The sequence below is a fragment of the Ruegeria sp. CDSC051 genome (assembly GCF_059610665.1).
This window is the reverse complement of record NZ_JBXWOC010000001.1, coordinates 789,763-804,732: the sequence shown is the minus strand read 5'-3', so window position 1 is coordinate 804,732 and position 14,970 is coordinate 789,763. Positions and strand designations below refer to the sequence as shown.

The following is a 14,970-nucleotide window of genomic DNA, read 5'->3' as shown; positions in this document are numbered from 1 at the left end:
GTTCGGCATTGTGATCTGTCCTAAACGGCGCCCTGCGAATTTTTTGTTCTCAAACAATAAGTCCCGTGTTTAACTCGACAGAGAAAAATATGACATGGGAGGAACTTATGACACAGGTCACCATGACCGTGAACGGGAGGTCTGTTAGCGGAGAGGTTGAGGGTCGGACGTTGTTGTCTGGATTTTTACGTGATCATCTGTCGCTGACCGGAACGCATGTTGGATGTGACACTGCGCAATGTGGGGCGTGTGTTGTTCATGTGAATGGCGCGGCGGTGAAGTCGTGCAACATGCTTGCGCTGGAAGCGGACGGGTCTGAGGTCGCCACGATTGAGGGCCAGGCCGCTGAGGATGGGTCTTTGAACGTGATTCAGCAGGCGTTTCAGGATCATCACGGGTTGCAATGCGGATTTTGTACGCCGGGCATGGTGATGAGCGCCGCCGCCTTGCTCAAAGAGAACCCGCGCCCGAGCGAAGCCGAGATTCGAAAGTATCTGGAAGGCAACCTGTGCCGCTGCACAGGCTATCACAACATTGTCAAAGCGATCATGGCCGCATCGGGTCAGGACGTAAGCGGCATCGCTGCCGAGTAATACCGACGTAAAGAATTTTCGACGAAAATTCTTTTTCAGGGAGGAGAACAAGCAATGCCCAAAGACAGTGGCATCGGAGCCAGTTCCAAACGGCGCGAGGACGTGCGCTTTTTAACCGGAGCAGGCAATTACACCGACGATATCAACGTGCATGGCCAGGCCTATGTGCATTTTCTGCGGTCCGACATCGCGCATGGCCGGATCAAAAGCATCGACACCTCTGCTGCCGAGGCCATGCCGGGCGTGGTCAAAGTGTTTACCGGCAAGGATTTCGAAGGCGTGGGCGGCATGCCCTGTGGCTGGGAAGTGACCGACAAGCACGGCGCACCGATGCAGGAACCTCCGCATCCCATTTTGGCACAGGGCAAAGTGCGCCATGTGGGCGATCCGATTGCTGCTGTGGTCGCCGACAGCCTGGAACAGGCCCGCGACGCGGCTGAGGCGATCGAGCTTGATATCGAGGAGCTGCCCGCCGTGATCGACATGAAGGCCGCCGCGCAAGAAGGCGCGACGCTGGTCCATGACGATCTGAAAAACAACATCTGCTATGATTGGCAGCTGGGCGAAACCGATGATGCCAAGGTCAATGAGGTCTTTGCCAATGCGGCCCATGTCACCACGCTGGATCTGGTGAACAACCGTCTGGTTGCCAATCCGATGGAGCCGCGTGTGGCGGTTGGCGAGTACAGCCGCGGCACCGAAGAATACACACTTTATACCACGTCGCAGAACCCGCATGTGATCCGCCTGTTGATGTGTGCCTTCGTTCTGGGCCTGCCCGAACACAAGGTTCGCGTGGTCGCGCCGGATGTGGGTGGCGGCTTTGGCACCAAGATCTTCCACTATGCCGAAGAGGCGTTCTGCACCTTCGCCGCCAAGGCTTGTAACCGCCCGGTCAAATGGACCTCGAGCCGGTCCGAGGCGTTCATGTCTGACGCGCATGGGCGCGACCATGTCGGACAGATCGAACTGGCGCTGGATGCGGACAATAACTTTATCGGTCTGCGCACCAACACCTATGCAAATATGGGTGCGTATCTGTCGACCTTCTCCAGCTCGGTTCCGACATGGCTGCACGGGACGCTGATGGCGGGCAACTACAAGACGCCGGTCATTCAGGTCAACGTCAAGGCGATGTTCACCAATACCGTCCCGGTGGATGCCTATCGCGGCGCGGGCCGTCCTGAGGCGACGTTCCAGTTGGAGCGGGTCGTGGACAAGGCAGCGCGTGAACTGGGTGTCGATCCTATCGCCCTTCGACGGCAGAACTTCATCACCCAGTTCCCCTATGACACACCGGTGGCGCTGACCTATGACACAGGCGATTATAATGGGACGATGGACAAGCTTGAAGCCGCTGCTGATCTGGCAGGCTTTGCCGCGCGTCGCGCTGAAAGCGAGGCCAAGGGCAAGCTGCGGGGTCTGGGCGTCAACTGCTATATCGAGGCTTGCGGCATCGCGCCCTCGAACATCGTTGGTATGCTGGGGGCCCGTGCGGGTCTGTATGATGCGGCGACTGTGCGGGTGAATGCCACCGGCTCGATCAGCGTCATGGTAGGTGCCCATAGCCACGGGCAGGGGCATGAAACGGCCTTCCCGCAGGTTGTGGCGGACATGATCGGTATCGACGAGTCGATGATCGAGATCGTACATGGCGACACGTCGAAGATTCCGTTTGGCATGGGCACCTATGGCTCGCGGTCTTTGGCGGTCTGTGGATCGGCGATGGTAAAGGCAACTGAGAAAGTGATCGACAAGGCCAAGAAGATCGCGGCGCATCTGTTGGAGGCGTCCGAGGCTGATATCGAGCTGAAGGACGGTCAGTTCAGCGTGGCAGGGACCGACAAGTCGGTGGCCTGGGGTGATGTCACCCTGACGGCCTATGTGCCGCATAACTTTCCGCTGGAGGTCGAGCCCGGGCTGGAGGAGACCGCCTTTTATGACCCGGCCAACTTTACCTTCCCGGCTGGCGCCTATGCCTGTGAGGTCGAGGTTGACCCCGAAACCGGTCGGGTCACCATCGAAGCCTTCACCGCCGCTGATGACTTTGGCAATATCGTCAACCCGATGATCGTGGATGGTCAGGTGCATGGCGGCATCGGTCAGGGCATCGGTCAGGCATTGCTTGAAAACTGTGCCTATGACGAAAACGGTCAGCTGCTGAGCGCGTCCTTTATGGATTACGCCATGCCGCGTGCCGATGATGTGCCGTTCTATGCGGTGGACCACTCGAGCCAGACGCCCTGTACGCATAACCCGTTGGGTGTGAAGGGCTGTGGTGAGGCCGGGGCAATCGGTTCACCACCTGCGGTGGTCAACGCGGTGCTGGATGCGTTGAATTCAGGCGGCAAAGCCATCGATCATATCGATATGCCGGTGAGTCCATCGCGTGTCTGGACCGCGATGCACGGGTGAGAGGTTGGGGTGCGAGGGGTCAACCCCTCGCGCTCCCCGAGATATTTATAGCCAGATGAAGGGCGGATCAGCGCCTTTCGGAAAGGAAGACGAAATGTACAATTTCGAATTTGAGAAACCCTCGACCATAGCCGACGCGGTTGCCGCTTTAGGGGCTGAGGATGCACAGGCGTTGGGTGGTGGGCAAACCCTGATCCCGACGCTGAAACAACGATTGGCGGCGCCATCGGCACTCGTCTCGCTCAGCGGAATTCCCGAAATGCAGGGAGTCTGTGTTGGGGATGACGGGTCGGTTTCTATCGGTGGCGCAACGCCGCATGCAGTTGTTGCGCAAGAGGCAGCGGGATCATACCCGGCGCTGGCCGCATTAGCCGGTCAGATCGGTGATCCGGCGGTGCGCAACCGCGGCACGATTGGCGGCTCGGTTGCGAATAACGATCCGGCGGCGTGTTACCCTGCGGGCGTTCTGGGATCGGGGGCCACAATCGTGACCAACGCCCGTCAGATTGCGGCGGATGCGTTTTTTGATGGCATGTTCTCGACCGCACTGGATGAGGGTGAGATCATCACTTCCATCCGCTTTCCGGTGCCACAGGCCGCGAGCTATCAGAAGTTCTTGCAGCCAGCCTCGCGCTTTGCGCTGGTGGGCGTCTATCTGGCCCGGTTCGCCGACGGTGTGCGTGTGGCGGTCACGGGCGCCAGCGAGGATGGTGTGTTCCGCTGGTCCGAAGCAGAACAGGCGCTGAATACTGAATTCCGACCGGACGCGTTGATGGGGCTGAACATCAACCCGGCCAACATGATTGGCGATCTTCATGGCAGCAAAGCGTATCGCGCGCATCTGGTCAGTGTGATGACCAAGCGGGCTGTGCTGGCCTGCATGTAATTAAATCGGCTTTTAGTCGCAAAGCCCCGGGGTGTGTCCCTCGGGGCTTTTTCTATTTTCGGTGTATTTTCGGAAGTTTGTTTGGTTGCCAATAAGCTCCGGTATCTTCGCGCGCTTTTTGATAGGCCTCGACGCGGTGGGCTGCGGTTTCGCCGCCTGCCTCAAATAGATGGCCGATGAGGCATTCGAGCACGGCCATGACCCCGGTAAAACTTGAGGTGTGATGTTGTGACCTTGTGCTGACGGTAAAGACGACATCCGGCTCGACACCCGGCGCAATTACTTCGCTATCCGAGATCAGGATGACCCGAAGTCCTTTTTCCCGGGCGTACCTCACGGATTTTATCGTTTCGGCCGAATAGGGGCTTACGGTGATTGCCAGCAGGCAATCCTTGTCATCCGCGTCCAGCAGATCATCAGTGGCCGAGCCAATGTGGCGGGGGATCAACTGAATGCCCGGGTGCGCCATGCGCCCGTTATAGGAGAAATAATAGGCCAGCGCGTAACTCGCACGAGTGGCTGTTACGAAGCATCGGCGGGACCCGAGTATATGTTCAATGGCCAGATGCGCTGTGTCGGGCCTCATCAATCGCAGCGACCTGACAACGACATTCTGTTCGTTGCGGGCAAGCTTGGCTTGAAGTTGACCATGGGCTCCTTCGGCGTGCATGTGGGTTTGCCAGGCAGGGCCAAGGAATTCTTCGTTATCCGTCGCCAGATTTTGACGGAACGGAGAGCGAAAGGCCTGAAACCCACCATAGCCCATATGCTGGGCCAGTCGGACAAGGACATTTGCGCTGACACCGATCTTCTCGGCAGTTACCCGTATCGGGTCGAGGCCAAAATCCGCGGGGTGATCTATGATGTATTTGGCTGCCGCCTGAAGTCTGGGCGGCATCTGGTCGATGTTTTTCCTCAGGTTATCTGTCAGCTGGCGTTGGGTCTCTATCATGAAAAAACATATGTTATGAAAGAAGGAGGTGTAAAACATAGGCCGCTTGCATAGATGCGGCAACAGGTAATCGGGGGCAGGGAATGTCACAGCATCGGTCGAAATCTGAACCCTACATTCTGGCGGCGCCCAATGGTGCGCGCCGAGGTGCGGCAGATCACCCAGCCCTGCCTGTCACAACCTCGCAAATTCTTGAAGCGGCCAGAGCATGCCATGAGGCCGGTGCGGCCGGTCTTCATCTGCACATTCGGGACACAGAAGGCCGTCACTCTTTGGATGCGGGACAGTATCTGGAAACACTTGCTGAACTTCGGCGGCGGGTTCCGGCCCTGGACATCCAGATCACAACCGAGGCGGCAGGGATTTTTGATGTAAGCAGCCAGTTCGAATGTCTGAGGAAGGTTAGACCGGCTTGGGCGTCGATCTCGGTCCGCGAGATCGCGCGCGATAACGATCTGGCTGACCGGATCTATGGTATTTGCGCGGATCAGGGGACGCGGGTTCAGCATATTCTTTACGACGCTGAAGATGCGGCCCTATTAACACGGTGGCAAAAGCGTGGTGTTGTGCGCGAACAGCAATCCGACCGTTTGCTTGTTCTGGGGCGCTATCGGACTGATCAGGAATCTAAGCCCTCGGATCTGGATGCGTTTCCGGACGGGGATTCGCCCTGGATGATCTGTGCCTTTGGAAAACAAGAGCATGACTGTCTGGTACATGCGGCGTCCTTGGGCGGTGATGTTCGGGTCGGATTTGAAAACAGCATCGCAGATCGGAACGGAGACACTTGGGACAATAACGCCGCCTCAGTCGCGGCCCTTGTCGCCAGATTGAAAGAGGATAGATCATGAGCCACGTTTTCCCACGCCATACGAAATCTCAGCTGCCAGTCGCGGTTGGCGGCGAAGGCTGCTATCTGATCGATGCTGAAGGTAAGCGGTATCTGGATTGCGGTGATGCTGCTGTGTCCTGTCTTGGCCACTCAAACCGGGCGGTGATCGAGGCGGTTCAAAGCCAGGTTGAAAAGATCGCCTTTGCGCATACCGGGTTTATGACGTCCGAACCTGCCGAAGCCCTTGCGGACCTTCTGATTGATCATGCGCCCGGGGATTTGGATCGCGTTTACTTCGTATCCGGAGGGTCCGAAGCAACAGAGGCCGCCATCAAACTGGCGCGGCAGTATTTTCTTGAGATCGGTCAGCCCGAGCGCCGCCACGTCATCGCGCGCCGCCAAAGCTATCATGGAAACACTTTGGGGGCCTTGTCAGCGGGGGGAAATGCCTGGCGCCGTGCGCAATTCGCACCGATGCTGATCGAAATGACCCATATCGCGCCCTGCTACGAATATGCCGAAAAGCAAGATGGTGAGAGCAGCCACGCCTATGGTCAACGGGTGGCCGACGAGTTGGAGGCCGAAATTTTGCGTCTTGGCCCTGAAACCGTCATGGCGTTTATGGCCGAGCCAGTCGTGGGGGCAACGCTGGGGGCGGTCCCGGCGGTCGAAGGGTATTTTAGGCGCATACGTGAAATCTGTGATCAATATGGCGTTTTGCTGATCCTCGATGAGGTCATGTGCGGTATGGGGCGCACCGGGCATTTGTTTGCCTGCGATCACGATGGAATTGCCCCGGATATTCTGTGCATCGCCAAGGGTTTGGGTGCGGGTTATCAACCCATCGGCTCAATGTTGTGTACGAGCCGGATATATAAGGCGATCCAAAATGGGTCAGGGTTTTTCCAGCACGGGCATACCTATGTCGGCCATCCGGTGGCAACTGCGGCGGCATTGGCGGTGCTGAAGGAATTGACGAGCCAACAACTGCCCCAGCGCGCCGATTTTATGGGGCATAGACTGCAATATGCGCTGGAAACTGCGTTCAGCGAGCACCCTAATGTCGGCGATATTCGGGGCCGCGGGCTGTTCCGCGGTATCGAGCTGGTCTCGGATCGGGCCGGAAAAACACCGTTTGATCCCTCACTTGGTCTCGCGGGCAAGATCAAGAAGGCGGCGTTAAACGCTGGTCTGATCTGTTACCCCATGTCTGGCACGCGCGATGGTCGAAGTGGCGACCATATTCTGTTGGCGCCGCCTTTCATTATCGAAGACGCACAGATTGAGGAATTGGTTGATAAGCTGGAGGTTGCACTCAAAGCCGCGATCTGACGCTCTTTTGATCTGACTTTCTCTTTTTACTCAATAGGGTATCGACAAAAGGTCAATTCCTGAAGGAGCGATGATGATTGTCGACATCTGGAAGAGTTTTCGGGACTTGCCCGCCTGGGTACAGATCTGGTTGGTGGTGCTGCTCATCCCGACCAATCTGGCACCTCTGGCGTATCTGGATCAGCCAAATGGTATTCTAATCGCAGCACTCTCAATCGGTGGGATGGCATTGAATCTTCCGATCATGCTGGCGACACGAGGGATGAGCAAAGCGATGGCATTTCCGCATCTAATATGTTGGGTGCCAATGGTTTTCGTCGTGATTGCAGCATTTGCAAGCGAAGCTGAACTGGCGACCGGATATGCGAAATTTCTAGTGTTTCTACTGGTTATTGACCTGATTTCGCTGGCATTTGATGTGAATGACGCAAGGGTCTGGCTCAAAAGCCGAAGCGCAAAATAAAACCCCCTCAATCCGAGGGGGTTTCGAATAACGCAGTTGTCGCAGGGCTTACTTCTGCGGCAGCGGGCCTATCATCATGATCATCTGACGACCTTCCATCTTGGGCATGTTCTCGACCTTGCCGATTTCCTTGGTGTCCACGGCAACACGTTCCAGCAGCTCACGGCCCAGATTCTGGTGTGCCATCTCACGACCACGGAAGCGCAGAGTCACTTTTACCTTGTCGCCGTTTTCAAGGAATTTGAACACGTTGCGCATTTTGACTTCATAGTCATGAGTATCGGTGTTGGGCCGGAACTTGACCTCTTTCACCTCAATGACTTTTTGCTTTTTGCGCGCTTCGGCCTCGCGTTTCTGTGTTTCGTATTTGAATTTACCAAAGTCCATGATTTTGCAAACCGGAGGGTTTGCATTCGGCGAAATCTCGACCAGATCCAGGCCGGCTTCGTCCGCGAGTTGCATGGCTTTGGCGGGATGAACCACCCCGACATTTTCACCTTCGGCGCCGATAAGGCGAATTTCGGGGGCACGGATCTTATCATTGACGCGCGGGCCGGTGTCTCTCTGAGGCGGCGCGTTGTGAGGTCTGCGAGCTATGGGTTCATTCCTTTGATGATTGCAGAATTTCAAGCCCGGAATTTAGACTGGGCTGCGGGACGTTTCAAGCGGCATAAGTGACCACCAGCGTGAATTTCCCATGATATTCCCGCGTTTTTGCCGATCTGATGTCGCATATCAGACCGGCAAACCGGATTAGCCAACAAAGGCCTTTTCAATGACGAATTCCTTGGGGTCGGAATTTGCGCCTTCGCGCAGTCCGAAATCCTCGAGGATTTTTTTGATATCCAGGTTGAAAGCCAATGATCCGCAAACCATCGCGCGGTCCGTATCCGGCTGGATGCCGCCCTCAATCGCCAGATCGGCAAATACTGTGCCGTCTTTCAACAGCTCGGTAATGCGGCCCATCTTGGGGCTCTGTTCGCGTGTGGTGGTCGGGTAGTAACGAATCTTGTCCGCAAAACCTTCGCCCATCAGTTCGGCCAGCAATTCGTCCTGACGAATGTCTTCAATCAGTTGACGACCATATTCCAGCTCGGCCACTTCGCGGCAGGTATGAGTGATGATGATCTCGTCATAATCCTCATAGGTCTGCGGTTCGCGCAGCAGAGAGGCGAAGGGTGCAAAGCCGGTGCCGGTGGCAAAGAACCACAGGCGCTTGCCGGGCAGCAGAGCGTCATGGACCAGCGTGCCAACGGGTTTGGGCCGCAGGATGATCTGATCGCCGGGTTTGATGTGCTGTAGTTTCGAGGTCAGAGGACCGTCTTGTACCTTGATCGAGTAGAACTCCAATTCCTCATCCCAGGACGGCGAGGCGATGGAATAGGCGCGCAGCAGGGGTTTGCCGTTGTCGCCCAGCAGGCCGATCATCACAAACTCGCCCGAGCGGAACCGCAAGGACGCGGGGCGCGACACTTTGAATGAGAACAGGCTGTCAGTCCAATGCTTGACGTCTGTCACAGTCTGGGCGTCCGGCAGAACGGGTGCCTTCACGGCGGTTGCTTCGGTCACGGGTTTCATCTCTGTCATCGTTTCACTGCCGGTGGAGTAAACCGACATCTCCGTTTAATCTTTGATCCAAGTCAGGAAAAGGGGGCTCTTGCCCCTACGTTCCTATTTGAGGCTGCGAAAGGCGATTTTAGCCGCGCAGGCGGGCCTGATAGTTGTTGTCCTGCCAGTTGGCGCGAGCCACCCATTGATCTTCGGGCTGACGATCGGCCAGAGTGTCTTCAATCTCGACCTCATCAAAGCCGCTGCGCCGCGCCATGGCATACTGGTCGGCAAGGACATGACCTTTGGCGCGCAAGCGACCGGTATAGCCTTTCAGGCGCAGGGTCCGCGCGATGGTAAAGCCGCGCCCATCCGCAAAGGACGGGAAATCGACACGCACCATCTTGGCGCAGCCCAGCCGTTCGGCAAGCTCATCGGGATCCGTGTCTGAGCTGACATCCAGCGCGACCACATCATTGGCCGCGTCTTCCAGCGTGACATAGCCATCAGTCCAATCATCGGGGGCGAACCCCTCATCGGTTACGATAACGTTCATGTGTTCTCTCCGGCGCGCATCATCTTGCCATCTACAAAATGAATGCCGCATTCTTCCTTGTTCTGATCGCGCCAGCGTCCGGCGCGGGGGTCTTCGCCCTGTTTGACCGGCGAAGTACAGGGCGCACAGCCGATCGAAGGGTATCCTTTGGCCACCAGCGGGTGCCTGGGCAAGTTGTTCTCTTCCATATAGGCGCGCACATCTTCGGGCGCCCAATGGGCCAGCGGGTTGACCTTGATCCGGCCTGTGCCGTCCTCGACCTCAAAGAAATCAAGCGTGGCGCGGGACCCGGCCTGAAACCGTTTGCGCCCGGTGATCCAGCCATCATATCCCAGCAACGCCTGTTGCAGCGGGAAGGTCTTGCGCAGGTTACAGCACGCATCCATGTCCCGCAGACGCAGCGCGCCATAGGGGTCGTCGCGTTGAACATCCTCTTCATCCGCGCGGATGATCTTGACGTTTCGCAACCCCAACCGCTCGCTCACTTCCTGCTGATACTCCAGCGTTTCGGTGAACAGCATCTGCGTGTCGATGAACAGCACCGGGATCATCTTGTCGACCACGGCCGCCATATGCAGCAACACCACCGATTCCGCACCAAAACTTGAGACCAGAGCGAGATCATCGATCTCTTCCATTGCTCCGTGCATCACGTCATGCGCACTGTGGTGGCGGAACCGGGCGTTCAACTCACTGACCCGTTCGGTCAGTTCACGTCTATCCCGGCCCAGTTCAGTCTGGATCAGATCAAGCGGCATTCGCTCGCGCCTCGGGGTAGAGAGCCGCCTTGAACGGAGTCATTCCGACACGGCGATAGGTCTCGAGGAAGGTTTCTTCGGCGCCCTCACGCTGCTCCAGAAAGGTTTCGACTATGCGCTCAACGGCCGGAACGATCTCATCATAGGCAAAGCCCGGACCCGTACGATCGCCGATTGTGGCGTTTTCCGTGCCGTCGCCACCCAGAGTGATCTGGTAGTTTTCGACGCCCGCACGATCCAGACCCAGAATGCCGATATGGCCGACATGGTGGTGACCACAGGCGTTGATGCAGCCCGAGATCTTGATCTTCAGGTGGCCGATATCATGCTCCAGTTTGAGGTCTTCGAACCGAGTGGCGATTTCCTGTGCAACCGGGATCGAACGCGCCGTTGCCAGAGCGCAATAGTCCATGCCGGGGCAGGCGATGATGTCGCTGATCAGACCGATATTGGCGGTCGCCAGTTCGTATTCCTTCAGCTTGGCATGGATCGCGGGCAGGTCCGATTTGTGGACATGCGGCAGGATCACGTTCTGCTCATGGCTGATGCGCAGCTCGTCATAGGCGAACTCTTCTGCCAGATCGGCCATCACGCGCATCTGTTCGGCAGTTGCATCACCCGGCGTTGCGCCGTGCTTCTTGATCGAGATGGTGACAATCGCGTGGTCCGCATTCTTGTGCGGCGCGATGTTGGTATCGACCCACGAGCGGAAGACCGGATCGTTGGTGTATGCACCTTCAAACGACGCAACCGACGCTTCGCGGAAGGTGGGTGCAGCGAAGTGGCCCTTGATCTCTTCCAGCAGGTTCAGATCCGCGCCTTTGAACTGCGGGCGGACCTGCAGGAAACGCTCGTTCACCTTGGCGCGGATGGCGTCGATGCCGTGTTCATGCACGGTGATCTTGATGCGCGCCTTGTACTTGTTGTCACGGCGGCCGATCTGGTTCCACACGGACACGGTGGCCTCAAGGTAGGCCAGCAGATCGTCAAAGGCGACGAAGTCAGACAGTTCTTTGCCGATCATGGGCGTACGGCCCAGGCCGCCACCAACGATGACACGAGCACCCAGAACGCCGTCACGCTCGACCAGTTGCAGGCCGATGTCATGTGCCTTGATCACGGCGCGGTCATTTTCAGACCCGGTGATGGCGATCTTGAACTTGCGCGGCATGAACTGGAATTCCGGGTGGTCGGTCGACCACTGGCGCAGCAATTCCGCATAGGGGCGCGGGTCGGCGACCTCATCCGCGGCGGCACCGGCGAAATGGTCGGCGGTCACGTTGCGGATGGTGTTGCCGCTGGTCTGGATGGCGTGCATGCCAACCTCGGCCAGCGCGTCCAGCATATCCGGCACGTCATTCAGCTTGGGCCAGTTGTACTGGATGTTCTGACGGGTAGTGAAATGGCCATAGCCCTTGTCCCACTTTTCAGCCAGCAGGGCCAGTTGGCGCATCTGCGCACTGTTCAGCGTGCCGTAAGGAATGGCGACCCGCAGCATATAGGCGTGCAGCTGCAGATACAGGCCGTTCATCAGCCGCAGCGGCTTGAACTCATCCTCGGTCAGCGATCCGTCAATGCGGCGCTCGACCTGGGCGCGGAACTGCCTGTTGCGTTCTGCCAAAAATGCTGTGTCGAACTCGGAGTAGCGATACATGATTAGCTGTCCTTAAGTGCAGCCCCGATCCTGGGGCCAATGTAGGGGAGAGAGAGGGCCAGGGATCAGGCCCGGGGCTGCGGGGAAGTTTCCTGTTTGCCGTGGGCATAGTTGGACGGACCAGTCCGGCGGAAGTCTTCCCGAAAATGAGTTGGTTCTGGGCCTTCGTCGCCAGCTATGGCATCCGCCAGATAGGCACCGACAATCTTGCCTGCCTGACGTTCGGCATCCAGAAGGCGGATCTGTGCGTGGGCTTCGTCTGTGATCAGCTCTGCCTCGGATAACTCACGCGACCAGCGGTCGTCCTCGGTCAGATAGATGACGTCACCTTCCAACAGATCGTTGGCGGTTACCACTTTGGGGGTAAAAGCGCGGGCCATCAGGCGTGCTCCTTTTTGAATTCAGTCAGGGCCTTGGCTGCCTGGCGGGGGGCAAGGCCGTAAAAAGTAAGGGTGGGGCCGTCCATGTCCGAGGCGCTCAGATCGGCGGACATGTGATCCAGCGTCGTGGTCAATATGCGCTGATCGGGACGCGACGCGTTTTCGATCAGCGTCACAGGTGTGGCCCGGTCGGCGCCGTGCATGATCAGGCGGCCCTGAATAAACCGGGCAGACTTTTTGCCCATATAGATCGCCGCCACCGAACCGGGCTGCGCCAGGGCGCTCCAATCGTGATCGGCGAACCCCTTCATGTCGTGCCCGGTCAGGAAACGGATCGAAGAATTGCGCCCGCGGCGCGTCTGGCTTTGCCCGATGCCTGCAACTGCGGCCGAGGCTGCGGTGATGCCGGGGATAATCTGCCACGAGATGCCAGCTGCTTCGACGGCGTCGATTTCTTCGTCCAAACGACCAAATACGGTGGGGTCACCGGATTTCAGGCGTACAACGCGTAGACCCTTCAGAGCGTACTCTACCAGCAGCGCGTCGATGTCTTCTTGTTTCCACGAGGGGCCGAACCCGGCTTTGCCAACATCGACCAGAACGGCCGTTTGCCCGGCTAGGGTCAGCACCTCGGCGCTGATCAGCCGGTCATGCAGGACCACATCCGCGCACTCGAACGCGCGCAGAGCTTTGAGCGTCAGCAATTCGGGATCACCAGGGCCTGCGCCGACAAAGTCGACATGGCCTGCGTCCTGATATGTTTGCGTCACTTGCATGTTTCGGTCCGGGTTGGTTTGACTTGACCCTCAATATAGGAAATATTCCCGGTATTGCGCCATATGTGCGCATAAAAAAGAACAAGCGTTTCGCTGTGTTGGTCAAGCGATACGAAAGTTTCGAAACGAGGAAGAAATTGGAATGTCAGTGCGGATTGATGACACGGATCGGAAAATTCTGGTTGAGCTGCAGCGCGACGCCAGCCAATCGCTGGACGAAATAGCAGCCCGGGTCGGCAGTTCCAAGACGCCTGTCTGGAATCGCATCCGCAAGCTGAAAGGGGCCGGGGTGATCGGTCAGCAGACGGTATTATTGGATGCCGAGGCGCTTGGTTTTGAGGCGACGTTCTTCGTGCTGATCCGCACCTCTGAACACGAGGCGGATTGGCAGCGAAAGTTCCTCAAAGCCCTGCGGGACCGCCCCGAAGTACAAGAGGCGCACCGGCTGGCTGGGGATATCGACTATATCCTCAAGGTGCGGGTTAAGAACGCGCGCGCCTATGACGTGTTCTATCAGACTCTGATTTCCGAGGTGCGCGTCCACAATGTGACGGCTCTGCTGTCGATGGAAGAGATCAAGTCGACGACCATGCTGCCGCTGAATGCCCTGATCGAGAACTAGCGGTCAGACCTGAACCATCAACCGCTTTAGCCCGTGAAAATGGTAGCTGTTGGAATATTCCGGTTCCGCGCTGAGCGCTAGGTTGGGACAGCGTTCGAACAGTGCCGCCAGCGCTATTAGCATTTCGAGTCGGGCCAACGGTGCTCCGACGCAGAAATGCAGACCCGCGCCAAAGCTGCTGTTGGTCAGGATGGGGCGGGTTGGATCGAACTTATGAGGTTCGGCCCAGACTTGTGGATCACGGTTCGCGGCTCCAAGCAACAAAGCGACTTCGTCACCGCGTTTAAAACTGTGCCCGAACAGGTCGATCTCTTCATAGGCATAGCGCGTGAACATATGCAGCGGCGGGTCAAAGCGCAGGATTTCTTCGACGGTGGCGTCAATGGTTTCAGGCTGAAAGGCATCGGCTTTTACACCTTGGTGCAATACGGTCCTGAGCCCATTTCCTAGCGAATGAACCGTGGCTTCATGACCGGCATTTAAGAGCAGAATGCAAGTTGCCACCAACTCGTCACGTGACAGTTTTTCACCATCTTCTTCAGCGGCAATCAACCGGGTAATCAGGTCATCCTGTGGGTCAGACCGGCGCTTTTCGACGTAAGACGAGAGAAAGTCGGTGAACTCTTTTGCCGAGGCCGCCGCCGCATCCTCGGTCTGGCGTGTGCGGCTGGCCTGATACATCGCCACCATGTCATGGGACCAGCGCAAAAGCTGCGGAGACATCTCTTCGGGAACGCCAAGAAGGCGGCAGATCGTGACGACCGGAACTTGCGTGCAATAGGTACCCAGCAGATCGAAGGGCGCTTTGGGAAAGGCGTCGATCAGCTTGTGGCTGAGGTCTTGGATCGTTGGTTCCAGTGCCGCAATGGCACGTGACGTAAAGGCGCGCATGACCAGGCGTCGAAGCCGGGTGTGGCGCGGCGGCTCTGCTTCTAACAACGAATGAGATTCGACCATCAGCCAGGGGGCTAGATGCGCAGGACCTGGACGTTGCATTTCCGCCGGTACTTCGCGACCGAAACGACGGTCCTTCAGCAAGGCCTGAACCGCCCGGTGGGATACAGCAGCGTGCATCCGGTAGTCGGCCCAATACACAAGGTCGCCATGCGCGCGGGCCGCATCATAAAACGGATAAGGGTTCTGGACAAAATTCGGGTCAACAGGGGATTGATGCAAAGTCTTCATGGCGGGCACACTTGCCAT

The 14,970-nt window shown here is 57.5% G+C and carries 15 protein-coding genes and 1 pseudogene; 7 read left to right on the top strand and 9 right to left on the bottom strand.

Annotation, left to right across the window (positions count from 1 at the left end):
- The first annotated feature begins 107 nt into the window (after nucleotides 1-107).
- From AC2FH0_RS04135 to AC2FH0_RS04125, 3 genes are all read left to right on the top strand, one after another.
- Complete coding sequence (locus tag AC2FH0_RS04135; protein ID WP_142634109.1) at nucleotides 108-593, top strand: (2Fe-2S)-binding protein; 486 nt, start codon at nucleotides 108-110, stop codon at nucleotides 591-593.
- A gap of 54 nt (nucleotides 594-647) precedes the next feature.
- Nucleotides 648-3,008 carry a xanthine dehydrogenase family protein molybdopterin-binding subunit gene (locus AC2FH0_RS04130; protein WP_496691324.1) on the top strand — a complete coding sequence of 787 codons (2,361 nt, stop codon included), beginning with the start codon at nucleotides 648-650 and terminating at the stop codon, nucleotides 3,006-3,008.
- A gap of 94 nt (nucleotides 3,009-3,102) precedes the next feature.
- Nucleotides 3,103-3,894, top strand: a complete 792-nt coding sequence (locus AC2FH0_RS04125; protein ID WP_142634105.1) for an FAD binding domain-containing protein — start codon at nucleotides 3,103-3,105, stop codon at nucleotides 3,892-3,894.
- 52 nt (nucleotides 3,895-3,946) lie between these two features.
- On the opposite strand, the gene AC2FH0_RS04120 is transcribed toward AC2FH0_RS04125, so the two are convergent.
- A complete protein-coding gene (locus tag AC2FH0_RS04120; RefSeq protein ID WP_496788643.1) occupies nucleotides 3,947-4,846 on the bottom strand; it encodes a MurR/RpiR family transcriptional regulator in 900 nt (299 codons plus the stop codon).
- An 83-nt stretch (nucleotides 4,847-4,929) separates the two neighbouring features.
- Between AC2FH0_RS04120 and AC2FH0_RS04115 the strand changes: the two genes are divergently transcribed.
- From AC2FH0_RS04115 to AC2FH0_RS04105, 3 genes are all read left to right on the top strand, one after another.
- A complete protein-coding gene (locus tag AC2FH0_RS04115) occupies nucleotides 4,930-5,697 on the top strand; it encodes a beta-keto acid cleavage family enzyme (RefSeq protein ID WP_496788642.1) in 768 nt (255 codons plus the stop codon).
- Nucleotides 5,694-7,010, top strand: coding sequence for an aspartate aminotransferase family protein (locus AC2FH0_RS04110; RefSeq protein ID WP_496788640.1), 1,317 nt, complete (start codon nucleotides 5,694-5,696; stop codon nucleotides 7,008-7,010). The genes AC2FH0_RS04115 and AC2FH0_RS04110 overlap by 4 nt, the downstream gene beginning before the upstream one ends.
- 73 nt (nucleotides 7,011-7,083) lie before the next feature.
- Complete coding sequence (locus tag AC2FH0_RS04105; protein WP_142634097.1) at nucleotides 7,084-7,473, top strand: hypothetical protein; 390 nt, start codon at nucleotides 7,084-7,086, stop codon at nucleotides 7,471-7,473.
- A 48-nt stretch (nucleotides 7,474-7,521) separates the two neighbouring features.
- Here the strand turns inward: AC2FH0_RS04105 and infC are convergent, their stop codons facing one another.
- The 7 genes and pseudogenes from infC to cobA all read right to left on the bottom strand — a co-directional run.
- The gene (gene infC, locus AC2FH0_RS04100; protein ID WP_246097134.1) at nucleotides 7,522-8,103 is read right to left on the bottom strand and encodes a translation initiation factor IF-3; all 582 of its coding nucleotides are present in this window, start codon (nucleotides 8,101-8,103) and stop codon (nucleotides 7,522-7,524) included.
- Nucleotides 8,104-8,226: 123 nt separating this feature from the next.
- Complete coding sequence (locus tag AC2FH0_RS04095; RefSeq protein WP_496788772.1) at nucleotides 8,227-9,060, bottom strand: ferredoxin--NADP reductase; 834 nt, start codon at nucleotides 9,058-9,060, stop codon at nucleotides 8,227-8,229.
- A gap of 109 nt (nucleotides 9,061-9,169) precedes the next feature.
- Entirely contained in the window at nucleotides 9,170-9,577 is a 408-nt protein-coding gene (locus tag AC2FH0_RS04090; protein WP_496695306.1) for a DUF934 domain-containing protein, read from the bottom strand.
- Nucleotides 9,574-10,335: a phosphoadenylyl-sulfate reductase gene (locus tag AC2FH0_RS04085; protein ID WP_496691317.1), complete on the bottom strand. Its 762-nt coding sequence runs from the start codon at nucleotides 10,333-10,335 to the stop codon at nucleotides 9,574-9,576. The genes AC2FH0_RS04090 and AC2FH0_RS04085 overlap by 4 nt, the downstream gene beginning before the upstream one ends.
- Entirely contained in the window at nucleotides 10,325-11,989 is a 1,665-nt protein-coding gene (locus AC2FH0_RS04080) for a nitrite/sulfite reductase (protein ID WP_496788639.1), read from the bottom strand. Before AC2FH0_RS04080 ends, AC2FH0_RS04085 begins: the two co-directional genes overlap by 11 nt.
- A 65-nt stretch (nucleotides 11,990-12,054) precedes the next feature.
- Entirely contained in the window at nucleotides 12,055-12,369 is a 315-nt protein-coding gene (locus tag AC2FH0_RS04075; RefSeq protein ID WP_142634089.1) for a DUF2849 domain-containing protein, read from the bottom strand.
- Nucleotides 12,369-13,115, bottom strand: a pseudogene (gene cobA / locus AC2FH0_RS04070) (uroporphyrinogen-III C-methyltransferase); the annotation flags it as partial. The gene AC2FH0_RS04075 and the pseudogene cobA, both read right to left, overlap by 1 nt.
- A gap of 172 nt (nucleotides 13,116-13,287) precedes the next feature.
- Here cobA and AC2FH0_RS04065 point away from each other — a divergent pair.
- Nucleotides 13,288-13,767 (top strand): Lrp/AsnC family transcriptional regulator, encoded by a 480-nt coding sequence (locus AC2FH0_RS04065; protein ID WP_142634084.1) that lies wholly within the window; start codon nucleotides 13,288-13,290, stop codon nucleotides 13,765-13,767.
- Nucleotides 13,768-13,770: 3 nt separating this feature from the next.
- Here AC2FH0_RS04065 and AC2FH0_RS04060 read toward each other — a convergent pair whose 3' ends face one another.
- A complete protein-coding gene (locus tag AC2FH0_RS04060; protein ID WP_496788638.1) occupies nucleotides 13,771-14,952 on the bottom strand; it encodes a cytochrome P450 in 1,182 nt (393 codons plus the stop codon).
- Nucleotides 14,953-14,970: the final 18 nt, after the last annotated feature.

Coding starts and splice junctions, on each gene's coding strand:
- AC2FH0_RS04135 (WP_142634109.1), top strand. CDS start 108: ATGACACAGGTCACCATGACCGTGAACGGGAGGTCTGTTAGCGGAGAG.
- AC2FH0_RS04130 (WP_496691324.1), top strand. CDS start 648: ATGCCCAAAGACAGTGGCATCGGAGCCAGTTCCAAACGGCGCGAGGAC.
- AC2FH0_RS04125 (WP_142634105.1), top strand. CDS start 3,103: ATGTACAATTTCGAATTTGAGAAACCCTCGACCATAGCCGACGCGGTT.
- AC2FH0_RS04120 (WP_496788643.1), bottom strand. CDS start 4,846: ATGATAGAGACCCAACGCCAGCTGACAGATAACCTGAGGAAAAACATC.
- AC2FH0_RS04115 (WP_496788642.1), top strand. CDS start 4,930: ATGTCACAGCATCGGTCGAAATCTGAACCCTACATTCTGGCGGCGCCC.
- AC2FH0_RS04110 (WP_496788640.1), top strand. CDS start 5,694: ATGAGCCACGTTTTCCCACGCCATACGAAATCTCAGCTGCCAGTCGCG.
- AC2FH0_RS04105 (WP_142634097.1), top strand. CDS start 7,084: ATGATTGTCGACATCTGGAAGAGTTTTCGGGACTTGCCCGCCTGGGTA.
- AC2FH0_RS04095 (WP_496788772.1), bottom strand. CDS start 9,060: ATGACAGAGATGAAACCCGTGACCGAAGCAACCGCCGTGAAGGCACCC.
- AC2FH0_RS04090 (WP_496695306.1), bottom strand. CDS start 9,577: ATGAACGTTATCGTAACCGATGAGGGGTTCGCCCCCGATGATTGGACT.
- AC2FH0_RS04085 (WP_496691317.1), bottom strand. CDS start 10,335: ATGCCGCTTGATCTGATCCAGACTGAACTGGGCCGGGATAGACGTGAA.
- AC2FH0_RS04080 (WP_496788639.1), bottom strand. CDS start 11,989: ATGTATCGCTACTCCGAGTTCGACACAGCATTTTTGGCAGAACGCAAC.
- AC2FH0_RS04075 (WP_142634089.1), bottom strand. CDS start 12,369: ATGGCCCGCGCTTTTACCCCCAAAGTGGTAACCGCCAACGATCTGTTG.
- AC2FH0_RS04065 (WP_142634084.1), top strand. CDS start 13,288: ATGTCAGTGCGGATTGATGACACGGATCGGAAAATTCTGGTTGAGCTG.
- AC2FH0_RS04060 (WP_496788638.1), bottom strand. CDS start 14,952: ATGAAGACTTTGCATCAATCCCCTGTTGACCCGAATTTTGTCCAGAAC.